The organism is Microbacterium sp., assembly GCF_047607465.1.
GTDB lineage: Bacteria > Actinomycetota > Actinomycetes > Actinomycetales > Microbacteriaceae > Microbacterium.
Map to the genome: position 1 here is coordinate 88,523 of NZ_JASGCY010000007.1, position 22,165 is coordinate 110,687.

At 66.5% G+C, this 22,165-nt stretch carries 20 protein-coding genes; 6 read left to right on the plus strand and 14 right to left on the minus strand.

What is annotated here, in order from left to right; all coding sequences use genetic code 11:
• Positions 1 to 114 precede the first annotated feature (114 nt).
• The 8 genes from QM568_RS01135 to QM568_RS01170 form a co-directional block, all read right to left on the minus strand.
• The gene (locus QM568_RS01135; RefSeq protein ID WP_415134957.1) at positions 115 to 3,231 is read right to left on the minus strand and encodes a type I restriction endonuclease subunit R; all 3,117 of its coding nucleotides are present in this window, start codon (positions 3,229 to 3,231) and stop codon (positions 115 to 117) included.
• Positions 3,228 to 4,223 carry a Fic family protein gene (locus QM568_RS01140; protein ID WP_415134959.1) on the minus strand — a complete coding sequence of 332 codons (996 nt, stop codon included), beginning with the start codon at positions 4,221 to 4,223 and terminating at the stop codon, positions 3,228 to 3,230. The genes QM568_RS01135 and QM568_RS01140 overlap by 4 nt, the downstream gene beginning before the upstream one ends.
• Positions 4,220 to 4,798, minus strand: a complete 579-nt coding sequence (locus QM568_RS01145) for a restriction endonuclease subunit S (protein ID WP_415134961.1) — start codon at positions 4,796 to 4,798, stop codon at positions 4,220 to 4,222. Before QM568_RS01145 ends, QM568_RS01140 begins: the two co-directional genes overlap by 4 nt.
• Complete coding sequence (locus tag QM568_RS01150; RefSeq protein WP_415134963.1) at positions 4,791 to 5,456, minus strand: restriction endonuclease subunit S; 666 nt, start codon at positions 5,454 to 5,456, stop codon at positions 4,791 to 4,793. Before QM568_RS01150 ends, QM568_RS01145 begins: the two co-directional genes overlap by 8 nt.
• Positions 5,453 to 6,415 carry a RhuM family protein gene (gene rhuM / locus QM568_RS01155; protein WP_415134965.1) on the minus strand — a complete coding sequence of 321 codons (963 nt, stop codon included), beginning with the start codon at positions 6,413 to 6,415 and terminating at the stop codon, positions 5,453 to 5,455. The genes QM568_RS01150 and rhuM overlap by 4 nt, the downstream gene beginning before the upstream one ends.
• Entirely contained in the window at positions 6,412 to 7,980 is a 1,569-nt protein-coding gene (locus QM568_RS01160; RefSeq protein WP_415134967.1) for a type I restriction-modification system subunit M, read from the minus strand. The genes rhuM and QM568_RS01160 overlap by 4 nt, the downstream gene beginning before the upstream one ends.
• Before the next feature lie 150 nt (positions 7,981 to 8,130).
• A complete protein-coding gene (locus QM568_RS01165) occupies positions 8,131 to 9,150 on the minus strand; it encodes an ABC transporter permease (protein ID WP_415134969.1) in 1,020 nt (339 codons plus the stop codon).
• Entirely contained in the window at positions 9,147 to 10,094 is a 948-nt protein-coding gene (locus QM568_RS01170; RefSeq protein WP_415134971.1) for an ABC transporter ATP-binding protein, read from the minus strand. Before QM568_RS01170 ends, QM568_RS01165 begins: the two co-directional genes overlap by 4 nt.
• A gap of 60 nt (positions 10,095 to 10,154) precedes the next feature.
• Here QM568_RS01170 and QM568_RS01175 point away from each other — a divergent pair, with 60 nt between their 5' ends.
• Positions 10,155 to 10,553, plus strand: coding sequence for a YccF domain-containing protein (locus QM568_RS01175; protein WP_415134973.1), 399 nt, complete (start codon positions 10,155 to 10,157; stop codon positions 10,551 to 10,553).
• A 494-nt stretch (positions 10,554 to 11,047) separates the two neighbouring features.
• Here QM568_RS01175 and QM568_RS01180 read toward each other — a convergent pair whose 3' ends face one another.
• Entirely contained in the window at positions 11,048 to 12,034 is a 987-nt protein-coding gene (locus tag QM568_RS01180) for a glycerophosphodiester phosphodiesterase family protein (RefSeq protein WP_415134975.1), read from the minus strand.
• Positions 12,035 to 12,119: 85 nt separating this feature from the next.
• Here QM568_RS01180 and QM568_RS01185 point away from each other — a divergent pair, with 85 nt between their 5' ends.
• The 3 genes from QM568_RS01185 to QM568_RS01195 all read left to right on the plus strand — a co-directional run bounded on the left by QM568_RS01185 (position 12,120) and on the right by QM568_RS01195 (position 16,013).
• Entirely contained in the window at positions 12,120 to 13,034 is a 915-nt protein-coding gene (locus QM568_RS01185) for a Bax inhibitor-1/YccA family membrane protein (RefSeq protein ID WP_415134977.1), read from the plus strand.
• A 222-nt stretch (positions 13,035 to 13,256) separates the two neighbouring features.
• Positions 13,257 to 13,925 carry a DNA alkylation repair protein gene (locus QM568_RS01190; protein WP_415134979.1) on the plus strand — a complete coding sequence of 223 codons (669 nt, stop codon included), beginning with the start codon at positions 13,257 to 13,259 and terminating at the stop codon, positions 13,923 to 13,925.
• Between the two features lie 123 nt (positions 13,926 to 14,048).
• Complete coding sequence (locus QM568_RS01195; protein WP_415134981.1) at positions 14,049 to 16,013, plus strand: TPM domain-containing protein; 1,965 nt, start codon at positions 14,049 to 14,051, stop codon at positions 16,011 to 16,013.
• A gap of 112 nt (positions 16,014 to 16,125) precedes the next feature.
• On the opposite strand, the gene guaA is transcribed toward QM568_RS01195, so the two are convergent.
• The 5 genes from guaA to QM568_RS01220 all read right to left on the minus strand — a co-directional run bounded on the left by guaA (position 16,126) and on the right by QM568_RS01220 (position 20,673).
• Positions 16,126 to 17,712 (minus strand): glutamine-hydrolyzing GMP synthase, encoded by a 1,587-nt coding sequence (gene guaA / locus QM568_RS01200; RefSeq protein WP_415134983.1) that lies wholly within the window; start codon positions 17,710 to 17,712, stop codon positions 16,126 to 16,128.
• Complete coding sequence (locus tag QM568_RS01205) at positions 17,709 to 18,236, minus strand: DUF3817 domain-containing protein (protein ID WP_415134985.1); 528 nt, start codon at positions 18,234 to 18,236, stop codon at positions 17,709 to 17,711. The genes guaA and QM568_RS01205 overlap by 4 nt, the downstream gene beginning before the upstream one ends.
• A 49-nt stretch (positions 18,237 to 18,285) precedes the next feature.
• Positions 18,286 to 18,633, minus strand: coding sequence for a DUF2510 domain-containing protein (locus tag QM568_RS01210; RefSeq protein WP_415134987.1), 348 nt, complete (start codon positions 18,631 to 18,633; stop codon positions 18,286 to 18,288).
• A gap of 100 nt (positions 18,634 to 18,733) precedes the next feature.
• The gene (locus tag QM568_RS01215; protein WP_415134995.1) at positions 18,734 to 19,492 is read right to left on the minus strand and encodes an SURF1 family protein; all 759 of its coding nucleotides are present in this window, start codon (positions 19,490 to 19,492) and stop codon (positions 18,734 to 18,736) included.
• 59 nt (positions 19,493 to 19,551) lie between these two features.
• A complete protein-coding gene (locus QM568_RS01220) occupies positions 19,552 to 20,673 on the minus strand; it encodes a GuaB3 family IMP dehydrogenase-related protein (protein ID WP_415134989.1) in 1,122 nt (373 codons plus the stop codon).
• A 53-nt stretch (positions 20,674 to 20,726) separates the two neighbouring features.
• Between QM568_RS01220 and QM568_RS01225 the strand changes: the two genes are divergently transcribed.
• Positions 20,727 to 21,809, plus strand: coding sequence for an FAD-dependent oxidoreductase (locus QM568_RS01225; RefSeq protein WP_415134991.1), 1,083 nt, complete (start codon positions 20,727 to 20,729; stop codon positions 21,807 to 21,809).
• Positions 21,810 to 21,846: 37 nt separating this feature from the next.
• Positions 21,847 to 22,125: a hypothetical protein gene (locus tag QM568_RS01230; protein WP_415134993.1), complete on the plus strand. Its 279-nt coding sequence runs from the start codon at positions 21,847 to 21,849 to the stop codon at positions 22,123 to 22,125.
• The last annotated feature ends 40 nt before the right edge of the window (positions 22,126 to 22,165 follow it).

Sequence of the window (22,165 nt, forward strand, 5' to 3'; positions counted from 1 at the left end):
ATTCGTCGGCCCGGACGAGGCGCTCGGTAGAGGACTAGTCCGACGCCGACTCTTCGTCGAAATAGACGACCTTGATCATGGTCGCCTTCGTGTCGTCTTTGCCTGCGCCAGACATCAGTCGTCACCTCCCGCGCTCAGTCCGAAAAATCGCTCGAAGAATGCGCCGAGCTTCTGGATGACGCGCTGCTTCTTCTCGCCGTGGCCTCCGCCTGGGGCGAAGCGGGATGCAGGAGGGAGCACCTTCGTGATCGCGGTGCCGGTGGTTCGCAGTGCCCCGTCACGGAACGCCGTCTCGACGAACGCGCGGGCGGCGTCTGCGCGGAGGTTCTCCTCCTCGATGATCGCCGCCAGCTCCGCTTCGCGCTTGGCGGCGATGAACTCCTGCCACTCCTCGTCAATCGCGCCGTCGACCGACACAGCGTCAACGAAAGCCTCGATGAGATCTTTCTTGTTGCGCAACGTCGGGCTGGCATCGACGGCGCGGCTGATCTCGGAGCGGATTTCCTTGTCCGCCCCGTCGCCGAACTGCTCCCGGTACTTGGCAACGAGCATGAGGATGTAATCGACATTGATCTCGACCTGCTTCATCAGCTCGATCTCGAAGACCACATCGTCGTTGATGCGTTCCTTCTCCGCCGTCTTCTCCTTACGGAACTCCGCGTAGAGGTCGAGATAAACACCGCGGTAGTCCTGCCCCTGACGCTCTGTGAGGATCTCGTGACCGGCGAAGTCGTCGAAGGAGGTGAGGATGTTCTCCAGCCGCAGGATCGCGCCGAACAGCCCGATGAACTCTTTCTGAGCGCTCTCCCCGATTATCGGCTGCCCGAGCGGGAACTCAGTCAGCAACTCCTGCACCTTCTCGGCATACTCGCCGTAGTAATCGCCGTAAGGCTTCAGCACCACGACACCACGCGCGTCCTTGTTGCCGAACAGCTCCAGCGCCGCGTTGGTCTCCTCCTCAAGGTTGCGGAACGCGACGATGTTGCCGTACGTCTTCACCGAGTTGAGGATGCGGTTTGTGCGCGAGTATGCCTGGATCAGGCCGTGCGCGCGCAGGTTCTTGTCAGCGAAGAGGGTATTGAGCGTGGTCGCGTCGAACCCGGTGAGGAACATGTTGACCACGATCACGAGGTCGAGTTCCCGGTTCTTGAGCCGCTGCGAGAGGTCCTTGTAGTAGTTCTGGAACCGGTCGGCGCTGGTGTCGTAGCTCGTGCCGAACAAGTCGTTGTAGTCCTGGATGGCGTCCTCGAGGAAGCCGCGCGCGTCGGTGCTCAGCGCGTCGGTGTCGAAGGCCTCGTCATCGAGGATGCCGTCATCGGCCGCCTCGTTCGCGCCGTAGGAGTAGATGAGCCCGATCTTCAACCGTTTGTCGGGCGGGAGCTGCTCCTGCTGAATCTGGAAGGCGTTGTAGTAGCGGCGGGCAGCGTCGATCGACGCGGTCGCGAAGATCGCGTTGAAGCCCCGCACCCGCTTCCGCTCGCGCAGCGCCTCCGCCTGTTGCCGCGTACGCGCCGCCTCCGCCACGTTCGTCACGACCGAGTGCTCATAGCTGGAGGAGCGCTTCGTCTTCTGGTCGAAGTGCTCCAGCGTGTATCTGACGATCTCGCCGATGCGCTTCGGATCGAGCAGCGCTTTCTCTGCGTCGATCGCGGAGACCTGCTTGTCGATGACAGTGCCGACCTTGACCGTGTTGACATAGTCAATGCGGAAGGGCAGCACGTTCTTGTCGGTGATCGCGTCCACGATCGTGTACGTGTGCAGCTTCTCGCCGAACGCCTGCTCCGTGGTCTTCAGCTGTGGGTTGCCACCGCTGCCGCTGTTCGCGGCGAAGATCGGCGTGCCCGTGAAGCCGAACAGGTTGTACCGCTTGAACGAGCGAGTGATGTCGGTGTGCATGTCACCGAACTGCGAACGGTGACACTCGTCGAAGATGATGACGACGTGCTGGTCGTAGACCGCGTGCCCCTTGTTCGTCTTGATGAACGTCGAGAGCTTCTGGATCGTCGTGATGATGATTCTCGCCGCCGGGTCTTCGAGCTGCCGCTTCAGCACCGCCGTAGATGTATTCGAGTTCGCCGCGCCTTTCTGGAAGCGGTCGTACTCGCGCATCGTCTGATAGTCGAGATCCTTGCGGTCGACAACGAACAGCACCTTGTCCACGCTCGGCAACGCTGAGGCGAGCTGCGCGGTCTTGAAGCTGGTCAGTGTCTTGCCTGAGCCGGTGGTGTGCCACACGTAACCGCCGGCATCGACCGCGCCGAGCCGCTTGTAGTTCGTGGCGATGTCGATCCGCTGCAGAATCCGCTCCGTCGCGACGATCTGATACGGACGCATCACCAGCAGCAGCCGGTCGGCAGTCAGTACGCAGTACTTCGTCAGGATGTTCAGCAGGGCGTGCTTGGCGAAGAACGTCTTCGCGAACGACGTCAGATCCTGGATCGGCCTATTGGTGCTGTCCGCCCACCACGACGTGAACTCGAAACTGTTCGACGTCTTCCGGCGGGAACCGGTGGTTGAGCCTGCCGAAGCCCGCCCCTCCTTGATGTGCTGGCTGCGGGTCGTGTTCGAGTAGTACTTCGTCAACGTCCCGTTCGAGATCACGAACAGCTGCACGTACTCGAACAGGCCCGAGCCCGCCCAGAAGCTGTCGCGCTGGTAGCGGTCGATCTGGTTGAACGCCTCACGAATGTCGACGCCGCGACGCTTGAGCTCGATGTGCACCATCGGTAGGCCGTTCACGAGGATCGTCACGTCGTAGCGATTCGCATAACGCCCGCCCGCACTGGTCTCGTCAAAAGGGTCGGCACGGTCGATCTCGTACTGGTTGATGACCTGCAGCCGGTTGTTGTGGATGTTCTGCTTATCCAGCAAAGTGACGTTCTTCGTAGAACCGTCGTCACGCTTGAGCAGCTGGACGTGATCCTCCTGGATGCGCACCGTCTTCTCGACGATGCCATCGTTCTTCCCAGCGATCACATTCTCAAAGAAGTTCTGCCACTCCGCGTCGGAGAACGTGATGTGGTTCAGAGCCTCCAACTGCGCGCGGAGGTTGGCGACCAGCTGCTCCTCGGATGTGACGGGGAGGTACTCGTAGGCCTGGGATTCGAGCAGTCGGAGAAATTCCCGCTCCAGCGCGGATTCCGATTGGTACGAAGCCTCGGCATGCGTGTCAGGGGTGAACTCAGCGACCACTGTGCTCTCCGTCGACACGGCAATCGGTTCGTACCTCATACGTGCTCCTTCAGGACGATCCAACGCCCCGCCTTCGTCGAGCCTTCGCGCCGAAGATGCCCGGATGCTTTCAGAGCGCTCAGCCTGCGCTCGATGGTGCGGCGCGGGATGCCGAGCAGGTCGCTCAGGGCAGCCCCGGTCAACGTCGGGTCGGTGCGAAGTGCGTCGAGCACGGCGGCATCCCGACTTGTTCTGCCACTTGTTCCGCCACTTGTTCCGCCACGATAGGAGACGAGCACACCGTCGATAGCGCCCAGGATCGCGTCGAGGCTGAACTCGATGAAGCCGGTGGCATCGTTGTCCAGCTGCGCTGTGCGCAACGACTGGTAATACTCGGGCCGGCGCTGAAAGACGACCGATTCCATGGGCAGCGCCGCGAAGGAGTCGTTCCACCGAGCCAGGATGAGAGTCTGCCACAACCGTCCGATCCGCCCGTTGCCGTCAGCGAAGGGGTGCACGGTCTCAATCTCGCAGTGGACGATCGCACTCAGCAGAACCGGATGCAGGTTCGTCGTGCGCGCCCAGTCGAACAGCCCGCCGATGAGCTCCGGCACGAACTGTGGTCTCGCACCGATATGCACCTGGGCGTCCCCCTCGAACACGGCGACGTCTCCGGCCCGGAACCGACCCACCTCCTCGATCAACCCCTGAGTGAGCAAGGTGTGCGCGGTGAGGAAGTCGGCGACATCGTACGGGTCGAAGGAAAGCAACCTGTCGTAGGCGTCGCGAGCGTTCTCGACCTCGCGGATGTCTGCAGGGCGCCCCCAGACGCGCTTGCCGCCCAGAAGATCAGATACCTGATCGAGCGTGAGCTGGTTGCCTTCGATCGCGAGGGACGAGTAGATCGACTGCACCCGGTGCTCCCTGTGCAGCCGGATGTCAAGCCGGTAGTCGGTGCCCACTTCGAGCCGCGTGATGCGCTCCACGATCTTCGCCAGTGCGTCCGCCGCACGGATAGAGATCGTGAACGGCGGCCCGGGCACCGCACTCATGCGGATGCCTCCTCGAACGTCAGGAGACGATCGCGGTAGTACTCGTACTGCTTCCGGCGCGCCGCGAGCTCGGCGGGGAGACCGATGCTCAGGTCGTTCACGAGCGCGTCGAACTTGTCGAGCACGTGAACGATCCGGTCTTGCTCGGCAAGTGGAGGAATTGCGATGGGGAATGACTTGATGAGCCCAGCATTCAGATCCGAACGCGCACCCTGACCAAGCGACTTGAGCCTCTCGTAGTTCGCACTCACCCAATGGAACACGTAGCGATAGTTCGCTCTTTCAGGGTCGATCTCCATGTTGCAGCAGTGCTGGTTGGTGGTAAGAGGGATCTTGTTTACTGCTGCACGCGCCGCGGTTGCACCAGATATCGCAACGATCACGCAATTCTCGGGAATCCACTTAGCCGCGGTTTCTTTGAGCGCCCGATCAGTGATCTTCACCTCGGTTTCCCAGATGTCTCGCCAAACCACTTCCTGGGTACGGAGCCACGGGACGGTTCCCTCTTTGTAGTATTCAGCGCGGCCAGCAAGCGGAGTCGCACCCGAAGAAACCTTGACACAGATTTCACCCATCGGAATCCACCGGACCCCCCCCCGCTTCGCGGAAGGTCAATAGCTGATCCCGGTAGTGCTCATACTGGCGGCGCCGAGCCTCCAGCTCCGCTTCCAGCTCCGCTTCCAGCTCCGCCTCCAGCTGAGTGAACTGATCCAATATTCTCACGATCTCCCGCTGCACCTCGAGAGGCGGCACGGGGATTCGGATCTTCGCAAGTGCGTCCCCGGAGACGCGACGAACTTTAGTTCCGGTGATGTACCGGACTTTCTGCTCCTGAAACCGCTCGGACTGGAAGAAGTAGGAGACGTACCGAGGATCGACCGTGTGTCGGTAGATGTATGCATCGCCGCTTACTGCGACTTCACCACGCCCGAGCCATGCGGTCGCTTTAGCCACCGCCGCATCGTCCTCGCTCGTTGTCGCAATGACCAGATCGCCCGGCTTCGCACGGCGCAGCTTGGCGGCCAGGGCGGGATCGGTGAACGACTTCGTCGTCTCGGCCCAGACGCCGTAGTGGGTGTGCACCTGACCGTAGTGGATGGCGGGCGCGCCCTCGTCGGTGAGGTCGGACTTCTGCAGGCCATTGCCGCGAACGAACTCGCCGATATCACCCAGCGTCTTGAACTCGACGCCCTTCGGCGCCAGCTCGGCAATCAGCTCATCGATGCGGCTCATGCGGCTCCCTCCGTGATCATGCGGACAATCAGGGAAACCATGAGGTCTTTCTCCCGGGGGTCGCTCATGGCGACCATGAGGGTGATCGCGGCAAGCGCGTTGTTCGTGATGCGTGGCGTGCCGCCTACACCCGCGAGCAGTCCGTTGCGCGCGAGGAAGGTGACGAACAGCGCCGCCGCGCTGCGCTTGTTGCCGTCCGAGAGCGGATGATCTTTGACGACCAGATAGAGCAGGTTCGCCGCCTTCTCCTCGACGGTGGGGTAAAGATCCTGCCCACCGAAGCCCTGGTAGATCGCACCGATGACGCCATCGAGAGCGTCGCCACGCTCCCTACCGAACAGTCCGTCATCGGGGAACTCGGCTGCCACCTGCGCGATGACCGACCGCGCCTCGACGAGCGTGAGTGTCCAATCGGGCACCGACCCAGGAGCGTTATCAATGCTGCCTTCGTCGTAGTCGCGCAGCAGGGTGAGACCGGGCAGATACTCGGCCAGCACATCGGCGCCCCCAGCGACGAGTTCGTCTTGGGATCGGGCGAGAATCTGCACTATGGCGCCGAGCTGCTCGAGCCGCTGCTCGTTAATCGCGAAGCCCTGCACAAGATAGTCGCGCAGCCGCTCGGTCGCCCAGATGCGGAACTGGGTGGCGACCTTGCTCTTGACCCGGTAACCGACCGAGATGACGGCGTCGAGATCATAATGCACGACGCTGCGGCGCACCGTTCGGGTTCCCTCCTGCCGAACCTGTAAGAAATCCTTACTGGTTGCCTGCCGGTCAAGTTCTCCCTCATCGAACACGTTTCGAAGATGCATCGTGATGTTCTCACGCGTGGTTCCAAACAGCTCGGCGATCTGCTGCTGGCTCAGCCACACGGTCTCAGCGTCAAGACGCACCTCAAGCGCCGGTGCGCCGTCGTCGCGCTGATAGAGGATCACTTCTCCAGACGGCTCCTCTGTCATGCCGCGCCACCTTCCAGATCAGCGACGATCGCGTCGATGGAGGTGCGCAGTTCGGCCTGGCGGGAGACGATGCGGGCGATCTCGGCGTTGAGCGCTTGGATGTCGACGACCTCGCGGGTGTCCTCCTGCTCGACATACGAAGACACAGCGATGTTGTAGTCGTTCGCGGCAATGTCTTCGTTCGACACGACCTTCGCGACGTGGTCGACGTCCTCGCGGGCGGTGAAGCGCTCCAGGATGTGCTCCTGGTTCGCGGGCTGCAGCTTGTTCTTGTTCCCGACCCGGGTGAACTCGGCCGAGGCATCGATGAACAGCACTGCGTTGTCGGTCTTCGACTTCTTCAGCACGATGATGCAGGTCGCGATGGTGGTGCCGAAGAACAGATCCGGCGGAAGCTGGATCACGGCGTCGACATAGTTGTTGTCGATGAGGTACTGGCGGATCTTCCGCTCTGCACCGCCACGGTAAAGCACCCCGGGAAACTCGACGATCGCTGCTGTGCCGTTCACCGCCAGCCACGACAGGATGTGCATCGTGAACGCGAGATCGGCCTTCGATTTCGGAGCCAGCACCCCGGCAGGGGCGAACCGCTCATCATTGATGAGCAGCGGGTTCGCATCACCTTCCCACTTGATCGAGTAGGGCGGATTGGAGACGATCGCCTCGAACGGCTCGTCGTCCCAGTGCTGCGGATCGGTCAGAGTGTCGCCGTGCGCGATGCTGAACTTCTCGTAGTTCACGTCGTGCAGGAACATGTTGATGCGGGCCAGGTTGTAGGTGGTCAGGTTGATCTCCTGACCGAAGAAACCGCCCACGTTGTCACGCCCGAGCACCTTGGCGAACTTCAGCAGCAGAGAGCCGGAACCGGCTGCCGGGTCGTAGACCTTGTTCACCCGGGTCTTGCCGACGACCGTGATCTTCGCGAGCACCTCGGAGACCTCTTGCGGCGTGTAGTACTCGCCGCCGGACTTTCCCGCCTGCGAAGCGTACATCTGCATCAGGTACTCGTAGGCATCCCCAAACAGGTCGATCGAATTGTCGCCGAAGTTGCCCAGGGGTAGGTCGCCGATCGCGTCGAGTAGTTTCACCAGCTTTTCGTTGCGCTTAGCAACCGTATTGCCGAGCTTGGAACTGTTGACGTCGAGGTCGTCAAACAAACCCTTGAGGTCGTCCTCACTGTCGGTGCCGACCGCCGAACCCTCGATATTCTTAAAGACGCGCTCCAGAGTCTCGTTCAGGTTTGCGTCGCGCGGAGCCCGCTCGCGCACATTCTGGAACAGCTCCGAGGGCAGGATGTAGAAGCCCTTCTCGGCCACCGTCTCGGCCCGGCCGTACTCGGCCTGCCCATCAGGCAGACGTGCGTAATCGAACGCAGTGTCGCCCGCGTCGCGCTCGCCCTTGTTGATATAGGCGGTCAGGTTCTCGGAGATGAAGCGGTAGAAGAGCATGCCCAGCACGTACGTCTTGAAGTCCCAGCCGTCGACGCTGCCACGCAGGTCGTTCGCGATGCGCCAGATAGTCTTGTGCAGCTCGGCACGCTGAGCTTCTTTGGTGGTCGGTGCCATGGTGGGACTCTTCTCCTGCGCCGAGGCGCTTCCTAAGTTGTGTTCACAGGCTTCTTCGAGCCTAACGGCAGCCACCGACGTCGAGACTGGTCGCGCTTCGCTCGGGTCTGACACGGCCGCTGGCACCGCCGCCGACGGCATCCCCAGGCCTCATGCGATGCGGGTCCCCGGAGGCAACCTTTTCGCGGGTGTCCTGGTGCGCGCCCATGCCCCCGCGAACAGCGAGCCTGCGATCACCACCTGCACTCCGAGACCCACAAACCAACTCGGCACCGTCGAGTCGATGAGTTCCTGTGGAGTCTGATAGCTCGATGAACTCATGTCACAGTCGTCGTAGCGCTGTTCGAGAGGCGACTGCTGTGCGCTGCGCACGCCCCACTTGATCTGGCCGAAGAGATCGACAGGATACCCGTCCTCAGTGAACTCCGTGGGCGTGGCGTCCGCGAGCACGACAAACGGGTTGGCGGCGAGCGCCCACCAAACAAGGTCGAAGCGTGGCACCTCTGTCGTGTACGAATCCCACGAGTCGCAATCTACATCACCCTGGACGTCATAGGGCCGCGTGTACGTCGTCGACTCGCTCCTGATCGCCATCCCACCGAGTACGAAAAGAATGAGGGTGCCGATCGCGAGCGCTGCGACCACGAGATAGGTGGTCGCCACCGAGAACAGAGGTCGGGCGATGAGGCCGCTGAGCCCGACGCCGATCGCCGCGACAACGACGATCTCGACCATCAGCACGAGCAAGGACACCAGCAGAACGAGCGGATTCGCCCCGCCACCCAAAAGGGACAGCGCAAGGAAGGGCAGCGCGACGACCAGGAAAGCACCTCCGGTCGCGACCGCAGCGAGGAGCTTACCGACCATGATGTCACCGGTCGACGCGGCGGTGACCTGCACGGCGGCGAGGGTGGCGGCATCCCTGTCACCGTTGATCGCGTTGCCGCTGAGCGTCGGCGAAACCAGAACGACCAGGAGCAGCACCATGTTGACCACGATCGAGAACACACCGGCACCGACGAACTCGCCCCAAGAGTACACCGCGAACGCGAGGCCGGTCACGCCAAGGAGCACGACGGCGAACACCGCGAGCAGGATGAACCAGCCGACGCTGCGCAGCCGCTGCGTCAGCTCCAGCCGGGCGATGATCCACGCAGCAGCGAGACTCATGACTCACCTCCATAGGGAGCATCCGAAGCGGGATGCAGGTTCAAGAACGCATGCTCGAGAGCACTCTGCGCCGGGGCGAACTCCGAGATCGCGAGCCCTGCGTTCACGAGCGTGCGCAATGACTCCGCCGCCGCGTCATCGGTAGCGAAGCCGACCAGCACGCTTCCCCGATCGACCCCGAGCAGATCGGGAGCAATACCGAGAGCCGACGCGACCTGCCACACATCGGCGTTCTGCCGCTCGAGCGTCGCGCCGGCCAGGCGCACTCGCCAGTTGCGAACGCCTGTCTGGGCAGGAGATGCGTCGACGACGGAGCCTGCGACGAGAAACACGGACTCATCGACCACCTCCTCAAGCTCAGAGAGGATGTGGCTGGAGATCAGCACGGTGCGTCCTTCGGCCGCGAAGCGCCGCAGCAGCGTCCGCAGCTGCACCCGCGCCTCCGGATCGAGACCGGATGCCGGCTCGTCGAGCAGCAGCACCTGCGGATCGTGCACGAGCGCCCTGGCCAGGCCGAGCTTCTGCTTCTGCCCCCGCGAGAGCACCTTGGCCGGCGCGTCGCCGAGAGCCGCGAGGCCGACGAGATCGAGCAGCTCCTGCGCACGGGCGGCCGCCTCGGCGGGCGCGATCCCGTAGAGTCGCGCGGTGGTCACGAGCGTCTGGCGCGCGCTCAGCGAGGGCCATGCGCCCAGCGAATCCGGCATCCATCCCAGCGTCCGCCGGGCCGCGAGGGGCTCGGCGACCGGGTCGACCCCGCCGATCGAGATCGTGCCGGCATCCGGTGCGAGCAGCGAGGCGAGCATCAGCAGCAGCGTGGTCTTGCCTGCGCCGTTCGGGCCGACGAGCCCTGTCACGCGGCCGGGTTCGGCCCGCATGGTCGCGGCCCGCACCGCCTGCACTCCCCCGAACGATCTGCTGACGCCGTCCACGACGATTCCGGTCATGCGGCCAGTCTGGCATCCGTCCGGCGGATTCCCTGGACGGGGAGGTGCGAGAATCGAGAGGTGCGCACGATCCTCAACATCATCTGGCTGATCTTCGCCGGCTTCGGCCTCTGGCTCGGTTACATGCTGGCCGGAATCCTGCTGTGCATCCCCATCATCACGATCCCCTGGGCGATCGCGTCTTTCCGCATCGCCGGCTACGCGATCTGGCCGTTCGGTCGCGAAGTCGTGGCGAAGCCGACGGCGGGCGTCGGCTCGTTCCTCGGCAACGTGATCTGGGTGATCCTCGCGGGCTGGTGGCTCGCGATCGGGCACATCGTGTCGGGCATCGCGCTGTGCATCACGATCATCGGCATCCCGATGGGCATCGCCGACTTCAAGATGATCCCCGTCTCCCTCATGCCGCTCGGCAAGGACATCGTCTCGACCCGCCAGGGCGCCTTCGACCGCACGCTCTGAGCGTGGTGGCCTGAACGCGGCGGTCGGTCGCTGACGCGTTCGCGTCGGATCGCGTTCGCGTCGCGATCCGTGCCGCTCCGGCATCCGTCCGCCCCGTTCCGGTCGCGATCTGTGCCGCTCAAGCCGCGCAGGAACGGCATGAACTGCGACCGGAACAGGTCAAGTCCCGATCCGGCCGCGTTCCATGCCGCTCCCGCATCCCGCCTCACCGTTCCGGTCGCGATCTGTGCCGCTCCCGCATCTCGCCTCGCCGGTCCAGTCGCGATCCGTGCCGCTCAAGCCGCGCGGAAGCGACACGAACTGCGACCGGAACACACCATCGAGGCCGATACCGACACCAACTGCGACCGGAACCCGGCGGCGCGCGAACCCAGAACCCGGAATCGGACGCGGGAACAGGGGAAGCACCCGAGCACCCGAGCACCCGAGCACCCGACCAGCAACGGATGCGGCCTGCCCGGGCTGCGACCGGAACCCACCGCGCAGCGGCGGTCTCAGTCGCGGAAGAACGCGACGCCGAGGTCGGGCTGATCGACGAAGACGCCGTCGACGCCCGACGCCTTGATGACGGCCCACTCGGCCTCGTAGTCGCCGAACGCCGCTTTGCCGCCGCCCGAGCGGAACTCCGGGGCGAGGAACGCGTTCTCCGGCCGGCACGTCCAGGTGAAGACCCTCAACCCACGTGCGTGGGCGTCGGCGACGATCGTGCTGCCCTTCGCGAGCAGCATCTTCTTGCTCACGCTGATGCCGTCGACGTGCCCTACGAGCGCCGCGAGCCCAGCCGGCCGCACGGTCGCCTTGTACGAGAGCACCTGTTTGCCCTGGGCGACGAGCAGATCGTACGGGCGCCCCGCCGACTCGATCAGGTAGATGTAGGAGGCGGCGATGCCGCGTTCCTTCAGCTCGCCGAGAACGGTCGACTCGAAGCTCTCGATCACCAACGGCAGCTCTCCGTCGGCCCAGCCTGCCGCGCGCAGATCCCTCTCGACGAGCGGAGCGAGCTCGAGTCCGATCGAGGCGAAGTAGGTCGCGTGCTTGATCTCGAGCACGACGCCGATCTCGCGTCCGTGCTCGTGCGAGGCCTCGCGCACGAGGTCGAGCAGGTCGGTCAGGCGCAGAATCGGCTGCGATCCGTCGAAACTCGCGCTCGACGTGCGCACCTCGGGCAGACGTTCGAGGCAGCGGAGAGTCGACAGCTCGGCCCAGGTGAAGTCCTCGGTGAACCAGCCGGTCAGGGGCTGCCCGTCGACGCGCTTGGTGGTCTGGCGATCGGCGAACTCAGGATGCCGGGCCACATCGGTCGTCCCGGAGATCTCGTTCTCGTGCCGGACGACCAGCACGCCGTCCTTCGTCGCCACGACATCGGGCTCGACGGCATCCGCTCCCATCGCGAAGGCGATCTCGTACGAGGAGCGGGTGTGCTCTGGGCGATACCCGGGTGCGCCCCGATGTCCGATGACGAGGGGCGTTTTCCTTGGCACGCTCTCAGCGTAGAACACCCCGCGGCACAGCCTGCCCAGGTATCGTAGGAGGAAGCGACCTACAACCACGTCGGAGTGAGGCCCCATGAGCAATTTCGCATTCAACAACCCCGCATTCCAGCAGCAGGATCCGCGCAACGTCGCCACCTACCCTGGCACCCCGCAGGGCGCCCAGGCCGCCTCCTTCCAGCACGCATCGGTGGATGCGGCCGTGAACGCGCAGCTCGAGGGCATGTACGCCGCTCCCCCGGCCGGCGCGATCGAGACCGATCGGATGTCGGTCGAGGACACCGTCTGGAAGACGGCCGGTCTGTTCGGCATCCTGCTCGTCACCGCGGCGATCGGATGGGTGTTCACGCTCGGCGGCGTCGCAGCGCCCGAGCGCGACCCGTACAGCGACTACGCCCCCAGCCTGCTGCCGTGGATCGTCGGCGCCTTCGGCGGCTTCGTGCTCGCGATGATCATCTCGTTCACCTCGCGCAAGAAGGTCCGCCCCGCGCTGATCTTCGCCTACGCGGCGTTCGAGGGGCTGTTCATCGGCGGCATCTCGGCGTTCTTCGAGGTGTTGTGGCCCGGCATCGTCACGCAGGCGACCATCGCCACCCTCGCCGTCGTCGGAGTCACCCTTGCGCTCTTCGCGAGCGGCAAGATCCGTGCGTCGAAGAAGGCCACCAAGATCTTCATGATCGCGATGTTCGGCTACCTCGCGTTCTCGCTGATCAACGTCATCCTCATGTGGACCGGCGTCGTCAGCGACGGATTCGGCCTGCACAGCCAGGTCAAGATCGCCGGCATCCCGCTCGGCCTGATCATCGGCGTCCTCGTGGTCATCATGGCCGCCTACTCGCTGGTGCTCGACTTCGACCAGGTCCAGCAGGGCGTGCGCAACGGCGCCCCCCGCAAGTACGGCTGGCTCGGCGCCTTCGGCATCATGGTCACGGTCGTGTGGCTGTACGTCGAGATCCTGCGCATCATCGCCATCGCACGCGGCAACAACTGACGCATCGCGAAAGGAGCCGTCCTCATCGGCGGGTTCTAACGGTGGTCGCAACACCCTGATTTTCGGGAGGTTGCGACCACCGTGTCGTTTTCGGAGGAGTTGGCGTCGCTGAAGGCGCAGTTCATGGCGTTGATGGACGAGATCGGGAGTGTGACGGAGGTCGCGAACTCGTGACGCGCCTCCTCTCTGCGTCCGAGACGCAGCAGCTCCTAGACTCCTCGCATGACCGCTCTCGCCGGCAGCATCCGCCTGGCCCTGCGCGACGCCGCCGATCCGTCGATCGCTCCCGGCCAGCAGGCCTACATGAAGTCGTCGATGCCGTTCCTCGGTGTGAAGGTCCCCGTGGCGCGACGTCTCGCCAGGACGCTGGCCCGCGGGAACTCCGATGCCGACGACCTGCGCGCGAACGCCTTGGAGCTGTGGCGCGAGGCGACACATCGCGAGGAGCGGTACGCGGCGACCGAGCTGATGGGACTGCGGCCGCTGCGCGGACGGCTGGAGGAGATGCCGGTGCACGAGGAGATGATCCGCACCGGCGCCTGGTGGGACCATGTCGACGAGGTCTCGCACCGCCTCGCGGAGACGCTGGACGGGCACCCCGACGAGGTCGCGCCGGTGCTGCGGGCCTGGTCCCGAGACGACGACCTCTGGATCCGGCGGGCGAGCATCATCTCCCAGCTGGGACGCCGCGGGGCGACCGACACGGAGCTTCTCGTCGAGGTGATCGCCCCGAATCTCGGCGATGACGAGTTCTTCATCCGCAAGGCGATCGGATGGGCGCTGCGCGACTACGCCAGGACCGACCCAGGCTGGGTGCTCGCCTTCGTGGCCGCGCACGAGGCGGAGTTGAGCGGACTGTCACGACGCGAGGCGCTGAAGCACCTGCGCTGAGCAGCCTGTCCCCCGTCGTCACCTCTTCCGCAGAGGGCCACGTGCCATGATGATCGGGAATCGTATTCCGAGCGGGGTGGCACGATGAGGAACAGGATGCTGCGAACTGCGGCGACTGTGGGAATGCTGACGTTGATCGCGGGGCTCGTGTTCGGATCGTCCGCGAACGCCGAGACGCCGGCCCCGCTCGACTCCGGGCACATCACCGACCATTCGGACGTGCTCAGCGACGCGGACGAGGCCTGGCTCGAACAGCGGCTCGAGGACCTGGCATCCGCCGACGGCCTTCCTGAGCTCTTCGTCGTCCTCGTGCCCGACTTCGAGGGCCCCGACAACGCCCTCGCCTGGGCGGACGCCACCGCCCTGCGCAACAACCTCGCCCCTGACCAGTACCTTCTCGCCATCGCCACCGACGGCCGCAGCCTCGCCATCTCGGCCGAGGACGGCGGCGACGGCGTCGCAGCAGGCCCGCTGTCCGAGGCCAGGATCCTCGAGATCGAGAACCGGCTCGGATCGGACTACCTTTCGGACGATGACTGGGCGGGCGGCATCGAATACGTCGCCGACGAGTTCTCGAAGGTGCCGTGGCCGTGGTGGGTATGGGTGCTCGGGGTGGCCGTGCTCGCGCTGATCGTCGTCGCGGTCACGCGTCTGGTGCTGTTCCTACGCCGTCGAGCAGCATCGGCGGCCGAGCTGCGAACCCTCGAAGGACAGAAGAAACGGACTGCGCAGCGCCTCGTGCAGGTCGACGAAGCGGTGCGGACCAGCGAACAGGAGCTCGGGTTCGTCACCGCGGAGTTCGGCGAGGAGACCACGGCGGAGTTCGCCGCCGTGCTGGCCGAGAATCGGGCACGTCTGCAGCAGGGGTTCCAGATCCTGGAGAGGCTCCAGGATGCCGAGGAGGACGCGCCCCAGGAGACCCGGTCGTGGACCGACGACATCCTCAGGCTCTGCTCTCAGATCGACGCGGATCTGGAAGGACGCAAGCGCGAGATCGCGTCCCTGCGCGCCCTGGCCGACGGAGCGACGGACAATCTCGCTCGGCTGAGGACGGCGCGGGCAGACGCCACGCGCCTCCACAGCGACGCCGCCGAGCGTCTCGGATCCCTGGCGGCGACGTTCCCGCCCGCCGATCTCGTCGGCATCGCAGGCAACGCCGACGAGATCGCCGGAAGACTGCGCGCGGCCGACCTGCAGCTCGATGCGCTGCAGAAGGCCGCCGACAGCCGCAGGCCCCGGGCCGTCGCTCAGACCGTGCACGAGATCGAAAGGCTTCTCGCCGAGGTGATGGATCTGCACGACGCCGTCGACGCGCAGGCCGATGCGCTCGCCGCCCGTCGGCTCGCGCCCCCGACCGCGTCTGCGGATGCACCCACGGATCCGCCGCTGGCCGATGCGGGCGAACCGGAGCCCGTCGGCGCAGGCTCGATCCTGGACCAGGCGACCGCGGCGGTGAGAGCTGCGGAGAAGTCTGTGCAGGCGCGTCCCGGCGAAGTGGGGTGGTTCCCCCTGACGCGTCTGAGCGACGCCCAGCGGCAGCTCGCCCCGGCGACCGACGCCGCGGGCACCGAGAACGGGGACCAGCATGCGAAGGCCGCTCTCGTCTCTGCGCAGCAGGTGCAGGCGCTCGTCGGGGCGCCGGCCGCACCCGAGCGCGGTCGTTTCGTCAGACCCGCTCGTGCCGCGAGCGAGGCCGTCATGTACGACTCCCCCGATGCAGGCCAGGGCTCGGAGTGGCGTCGCTCGTACGCGTATGCCGACTCCGATGACGAAGGCCGTGGTGGCAAGGCCGTCCTCGGCGGCCTCGGCGGCGGCGCGGTCGGATTCTTCGGCAGCCTGGGCATCGCGGCCGACGAGCCGGGCCTCATCTTGTTGTTCGTCATCGGAGGCGTGGTGATCGGAGCCCTGTCCGGCGCCTTCGGCGGCGGGGAGAGCGGAGGAGGCGGCTCTTCCGGTTGGGGCGGGTCATCGCGCTCTTCCGGCGGATGGTCTTCCGGAAGCAGCCGATCGGGAAGCCGCTCCAGCGGCGGCAGCCGGTCCTCCGGCGGCAGCAGATCGTCGGGCCGCACCGGCGGGCGGCGGTTCTGACTCAGCATCCGATTCCCGCCCGTCCTCCTGCCACGAAACGCGACGGGTTCGCGTACGCATGCGGAAGGGCGCGGACCGAAGCCCGCGCCCTTCCGCACAGCTCAACGGGAGCTCACTCCCACTCGATGGTCCCCGGCGGCTTCGACGTGACGTCGAGCACGACGCGGTTGACATCGCGGACGCTGTTGGTGATGCGGTTCGAGATCTTCGACAGCACGTCGTAGGGCAAGCGGCTCCAATCGGCGGTCATCGCGTCTTCGCTGGAGACGGGACGCAGCACGATCGGATGCCCGTAGGTGCGGCCGTCGCCCTGCACGCCCACCGAGCGCACATCGGCGAGCAGCACGACGGGGCACTGCCAGATCTCCTGGTCGAGGCCCGCCTTCGTCAGCTCTTCCCTGGCGATGGCGTCGGCCTCACGCAGAATCTCGAGACGGTCAGCGGTAACCTCGCCGATGATCCGGATGCCGAGGCCGGGCCCCGGAAACGGCTGGCGGCCGACGATCGCCTCCGGGATGCCGAGCTCGCGGCCGATCGCGCGGACCTCGTCCTTGAACAGGGCGCGCAGCGGCTCGATGAGCTCGAAGTCGAGGTCGTCGGGGAGTCCGCCGACGTTGTGGTGCGACTTGATGTTCGCTGTGCCCGCACCGCCGCCTGATTCAACGACGTCGGGGTAGAGCGTCCCCTGCACGAGGAACTTCACCGGGGCGCCGCCCGAGGCCTTGGCTTCGGCGACGAGGTCGCGCTGCACCTTCTCGAACGCGCGGATGAACTCGCGCCCGATGATCTTGCGCTTCTCCTCGGGGTCTGTAACACCGGCGAGGTGACCGAGGAAGGTCTCGGCGGCGTCGACCGTGATGAGGCGGACGCCGGTGGACTCGACGTAGTCCTTCTCGACCTGCTCGCGCTCGCCCTTGCGAAGGAGCCCGTGGTCGACGAACACCGCGGTGAGCTGGTCGCCGATCGCCCGGTGCACGAGGGCCGTCGAGACGGCGGAGTCGACGCCGCCGGAGAGGGCCGAGATGACGCGCGCGTCGCCGACCTGCTCGCGGATGCGCTCGATCTGCTCGGCGATGACGTTGCCGCTGTTCCAGTCGGAGGCGAGCCCGGCGCCCTTGTGCAGGAAGTTCTCCAGCACGCGCTGGCCGTGATCGGAGTGCTTCACCTCGGGGTGCCACTGCACGCCGTAGAAGCCGCGCTCCTCGTTCGCGAAGGCGGCGACCTTGGTGGCGCTCGTCGTGGCTAGCACCTCGAAGCCCTCCGGAGCCTTCGCGACCTGGTCGCCGTGGCTCATCCACACGTTCTGCTCTGTCGGCTGGCCACCCAGGAGCGTCCCGCCGTCGCCGGCGATGACGGCATCCGTCGCCCCGTACTCGCGCAGGCCGGTGTTCGCGACCTCACCGCCGAGCGTCTGCGCCATGTACTGGAATCCGTAGCAGATGCCGAGCGTGGGCACGCCGAGGTCGAAGACCTCGGGGTCGAGCTTGGGCGCGCCTTCTTCGTACACCGACGACGGCCCGCCGGACAGAATGATCGCGACCGGGTTCTTGGCCGCGATCTCCGCGGCCGTCGCGGTGTGCGGCACGATCTCGCTGTAGACCCCCGCCTCGCGGACGCGACGGGCGATCAGCTGCGCGTACTGCGCGCCGAAGTCGATGACGAGCGCCGGGCGCTGCTGGGTCTCGGGCTGTTCTGTCAACGGACACCTTCCTTTGAGGTCTGGGGCGCAGCTCCCGGTGACGCGTCGGCGGCCTCCCTGGCGGCGAGGTAACCCTTCACCTCGCGGGCGAGGATCGCCTCCATGAAGAACGACAGGAACGGCACGACACCGCCGAGGGCCAGCAAGATGAACCGCGGGAACGGCCACCGCATGAGGCTCCACACGCGGAAGCAGGCGAAGAGGTAGACGACGTAGAACCAGCCGTGCGCGACGAGCACGAACGTCGAGAGGTTGAAGCCGTCGCCGAGCGAGGTCAGCTCGCAGGAGTTCGTCCAGGGGGCGAACAGCGACCACCACTGGCAGTCGGCGCCCGCGATCACGCCGGCGAACCACAGGCTGCCGCCCGATCCGCCCGCGAAGAGCTCCACGTGCATCGGCGAGTACTTCAGCACCATCTCGGCGAGCAGCAGGAGCAGCATGACCCCGGTGATGATCGACGCGATCTGGTAGAACTTCAGCGCACCGCGGATCGCCGGAAAGCTGGCGGCTTTCGGTTCAGGCATGCCTCCAGTCTAGTCGGCGTGCGTCGACGCCCGACTCGGCCTCACGGGCCTACGAACCGGTCGCCGCACCGGGAGTCGGCGGGACCGCGGCGATCAGCCGCGAACCCGTGATGACCCCGACGACGATCGCCGCACTCCCGACGACGGGCAGCCCGGCGAGGACGAACGCTGTACTCGAGCCGAATCCGAAGGAGAAGACGAGGAACACCACCCAGGCGGCGACCCCGACCGCAACCCACAGCCACTGCATCCTCCTGGTCGCCGTGCGAAGCTCGGTGGCGGTGCGGGCGCGACCATGATGGATGACGTTCTCCGTCCACTGCTGCCCATCCCACCACCGCTGGGTCCGTCGGTGCACCTGGTACCAGCCGGGCGCCACGGGGTCGAGGCCGCTCATGAGTGCTCCCCGGGCAGGACATCGATCGTGATCTGGATCTGGTCGAAATCGACCTCGGCTGCTACCCCCCTGCAGGCAATCTACCAACAGCGGCGTTCGATCAGGCGGATGCCGCGGCGCCTTGCTCTTCGAACTCCTCGACCTCGCGCTCCCAGGCATCCTTGGCGAGCCGATACCAGAGGTAGAAGGCGAAGCCGGCGAAGATCACCCACTCGACGGCGTAGAAGATGTTGAGCCAGTTGATCGGCGAGCCCTCATCGGGCGCGGGAGAGGAGATGTCGACGAGCCCGCCGTCCGCCGTCGTCGCTGCGAGATAGGGGCGGTACACCTGGAGCTCGTCGATGTCGTGCCACCGGCTCAGCAGCGCCGCGGGCGACATCCGCTCGAGCGCGTACGGCTCGCTCGGCGGCGGCAGCACCGGGCCCTCGTCGGAGATGACGCGTCCGGTGACGACGACCTCGGCGCCGCCGACATCCGCTTCCAGACGCTGCGCCGCGGCATCCGCGCTTTCCCGATCCGGCGCCCACCCGATCGCCACCGCGATCGAGGTGCGCTCCGCGACGCGGAGCTGGCCGGTGACCCAGTACCCCTGCACGCCGTCGTTGAAGCGCGAGGACACCACGATGAAGTCGCCGGCGACCCAGTGACCCGCTGTCTGGGCCTTCTGCCCCACCAGCGGCTCGGGCAGATACGCACCGGGCTCGACGACGTCGGCGAGGGGGCGCACCTGCTCGGTCGCGCCCGGTGCCTGCGGGGCGGTGTCGATCGCGCGTCCGAGCTGCCATTGGCCGAGCCAGGCGAACACCCCGGCGACGACGAGGCACAGCAGCAGCATGCCGATCCAGCGTCCCCGGAGCATCACCTCACGCAGCGTGGGCGGGAACTGCACGGGAGTGGTCACGGTGAAGCGCCGGCTCCTCAGGACTCGTACGGCGCGAGCACGACCTCGACCCGCTGGAACTCCTTGAGATCGGAGTAGCCGGTCGTCGCCATGGACTTGCGCAGCGCACCGATGAGGTTCGCCGTGCCGTCGGCGACCGGGGCGGGACCGTAGAGGATCTGCTCCAGCGTGCCGATGCCGCCCACCTCGACGCGGCGTCCACGAGGGAGCTGCGGGTGGTGCGCCTCGGGGCCCCAGTGGAATCCGCGCCCCGGGGCGTCGGTGGCGCGGGCGAGGGCGACGCCGAGCATGACGGCGTCGGCGCCCATCGCGAGCGCCTTGACGATGTCGCCCGAGGTGCCGACCCCGCCGTCGGCGATGACGTGCACGTACCGGCCGCCGGACTCGTCGAGGTAGTCGCGACGGGCGGCGGCGACGTCGGAGACGGCCGTCGCCATGGGCGCGTGGATGCCGAGGGTCGCTCTCGTGGTCGAGGCCGCTCCCCCGCCGAAGCCGACGAGCACGCCGGCGGCGCCCGTGCGCATGAGGTGCAGAGCCGCCGTGTAGGTGGCGGCGCCGCCGACGATCACGGGGACATCGAGGTCGTAGATGAACTTCTTCAGGTTCAGCGCCTGGTCGACGCTGGAGACGTGCTCGGCCGACACCGTGGTGCCGCGGATCACGAACAGGTCGACGCCGGCCGCGGCGACCGTGTCGTAGAACTGCTGCGTGCGCTGCGGCGTGAGGGATCCGGCGACAGTGACGCCGGCGTCGCGGATCTCGGCGAGACGGCTGGTGATGAGCTCTGGCTTGATCGGCTCGGCGTAGAGCTCCTGCATCCGCGTCGTGGCGACATCGTCGCCGAGGCCGGCGATCTCGGCGAGCAGCGGCTCTGGATCCTCGTACCTCGTCCACAGGCCCTCGAGGTCGATGACGCCGAGACCGCCGAGCTGGCCGAGCCTGACCGCGGTCTGCGGGCTCACCACGGAGTCCATCGGAGCGCCGAGCACCGGGATCTCGAAGCCGAAGGCGTCGATGGTCCATGCGGTCGTCACGTCCTCGGGATTGCGCGTGCGCCGCGAGGGCACCACCGCGATGTCGTCGAACGTGTACGCGCGGCGCGCGCGCTTGCCTCGGCCCAGCTCGATCTCTGTGGTCACGTCCCCAGACTACCCGGTGCCGTGGCCGGAGCCGCGGCTGGGAGACTGTGATCATGACTACGGATGCTGCGGAGGTGGCCGTCGTCGGCGGCGGCGTGATGGGACTGGCCACGGCGTGGGAGCTCACCCGTCGCGGGGTGCGCCCCGTGGTGCTGGAGAGGTTCGCGCGCGGCCACCACGAGGGCGCATCGCACGGCGCCACCCGCAACTTCAACAACGCCTACGACCAGGAGCACTACCTCGATCTGCTCGTGCGGGCGCGGGCGGGGTGGGAAGCGCTGGGCGAGGTCGACGGGGAGCCGCTGCTGCGGTTGCACGGGCTGGTGACGCACGGCGCGACGGATCTGTCGTCGATCGCGCGGCGCCTGAACGAGCGCGGCATCCACGCCGAGATGCTCTCGGATGCCGAGGCGGCGGCGCGGTGGACGGGTATGCGCTTCGAGGGGGACGTGCTGTTCTCCCGCGACGCGGGCGTGGCCCGCGCCTCGGCCACGCTGCGCGAACTGGAGCGCCGCATCGTCGCCGACGGCGGATCGGTGCGGTGGGAGACGCCCGTGCTCGGCATCGAGGAGACGGATGCCGGCGTCGCGCTGACGCTGCCCGCCGGCGTGCTGCGCGCGGATGTCACGGTGGTGACCGTCGGCGCCTGGACCGAGCGGATGCTGCCGCACCTGAAGCTGCCGCGGCTGACGGTGACCGAGGAGTCGCCGGCGCACTTCGCCCCGGTCGGCGCGCACGGGTGGCCCTCGTTCAACCACTACACCGATCCGGGGAGGTACCCCGCGACCGTGTACGGCATGCCCACGCCGGGCGAGGGCGTGAAGGTCGGCTTCCACCGGGTCGGCGATGAGGTGGACCCGGATGCACGGCCGCACCGCGCCTCGCATGTCGAAGACCTCACCTCGTACGTGCGCGAATGGATGCCGGGGCTGGACGCGGCATCCTCAGCGCTGATCAGCTGCACCTACACCTCGACCGACGACGGCGCGTTCGTGCTCGACCGGCGCGGGAGCGTGGTGGTCGGCGCAGGCTTCTCCGGACACGGCTTCAAATTCGCGCCGGGCGTCGGCGCCGTGCTCGCCGGCCTCGCCCTGGATCCTTCGGCGCGCGCCGCGGAGCCGTTCCGCCTGCCCTGAGCCGCACGGCGGCGGCTCGGCGCCCACACCCGCCGACGTGCCCGGCAGGGGCATGGCGATCGCCGGACTCATCCTCGCGTTCTTCGCCCCCATCATCGGACTCATCCTCAGCCTCGTCGCGAAGTCGAAGCTGAAGAACGCCGGCGCACCGACCGGGCTCGCGACCGCGGGCTTCTGGATCGGGCTCGCCCTCACGATCCTGTGGATCATCGGGATCGTCCTCTCGGTCTTCGTCTTCGCGAGCCTGCTCAACGTGTGCGAGCAGCTCGGCCCGGGCGTCTGGGACGTGAACGGCACCACCTACACCTGCGGCTGAGTCCGCATGAGCAGAGAGGGGCGGATGCTGTCAGCATCCG

Bases quoted from the DNA above. Each gene is read 5' to 3' on its own strand.
- QM568_RS01135 (WP_415134957.1), bottom strand. From the start codon at position 3,231: ATGAGGTACGAACCGATTGCCGTGTCGACGGAGAGCACAGTGGTCGCT.
- QM568_RS01140 (WP_415134959.1), bottom strand. From the start codon at position 4,223: ATGAGTGCGGTGCCCGGGCCGCCGTTCACGATCTCTATCCGTGCGGCG.
- QM568_RS01145 (WP_415134961.1), bottom strand. From the start codon at position 4,798: ATGGGTGAAATCTGTGTCAAGGTTTCTTCGGGTGCGACTCCGCTTGCT.
- QM568_RS01150 (WP_415134963.1), bottom strand. From the start codon at position 5,456: ATGAGCCGCATCGATGAGCTGATTGCCGAGCTGGCGCCGAAGGGCGTC.
- rhuM (WP_415134965.1), bottom strand. From the start codon at position 6,415: ATGACAGAGGAGCCGTCTGGAGAAGTGATCCTCTATCAGCGCGACGAC.
- QM568_RS01160 (WP_415134967.1), bottom strand. From the start codon at position 7,980: ATGGCACCGACCACCAAAGAAGCTCAGCGTGCCGAGCTGCACAAGACT.
- QM568_RS01165 (WP_415134969.1), bottom strand. From the start codon at position 9,150: ATGAGTCTCGCTGCTGCGTGGATCATCGCCCGGCTGGAGCTGACGCAG.
- QM568_RS01170 (WP_415134971.1), bottom strand. From the start codon at position 10,094: ATGACCGGAATCGTCGTGGACGGCGTCAGCAGATCGTTCGGGGGAGTG.
- QM568_RS01185 (WP_415134977.1), top strand. From the start codon at position 12,120: ATGAGCAATTTCGCATTCAACAACCCCGCATTCCAGCAGCAGGATCCG.
- QM568_RS01190 (WP_415134979.1), top strand. From the start codon at position 13,257: ATGACCGCTCTCGCCGGCAGCATCCGCCTGGCCCTGCGCGACGCCGCC.
- QM568_RS01195 (WP_415134981.1), top strand. From the start codon at position 14,049: ATGCTGACGTTGATCGCGGGGCTCGTGTTCGGATCGTCCGCGAACGCC.
- QM568_RS01205 (WP_415134985.1), bottom strand. From the start codon at position 18,236: ATGCCTGAACCGAAAGCCGCCAGCTTTCCGGCGATCCGCGGTGCGCTG.
- QM568_RS01210 (WP_415134987.1), bottom strand. From the start codon at position 18,633: ATGAGCGGCCTCGACCCCGTGGCGCCCGGCTGGTACCAGGTGCACCGA.
- QM568_RS01215 (WP_415134995.1), bottom strand. From the start codon at position 19,492: ATGCTCCGGGGACGCTGGATCGGCATGCTGCTGCTGTGCCTCGTCGTC.
- QM568_RS01225 (WP_415134991.1), top strand. From the start codon at position 20,727: ATGACTACGGATGCTGCGGAGGTGGCCGTCGTCGGCGGCGGCGTGATG.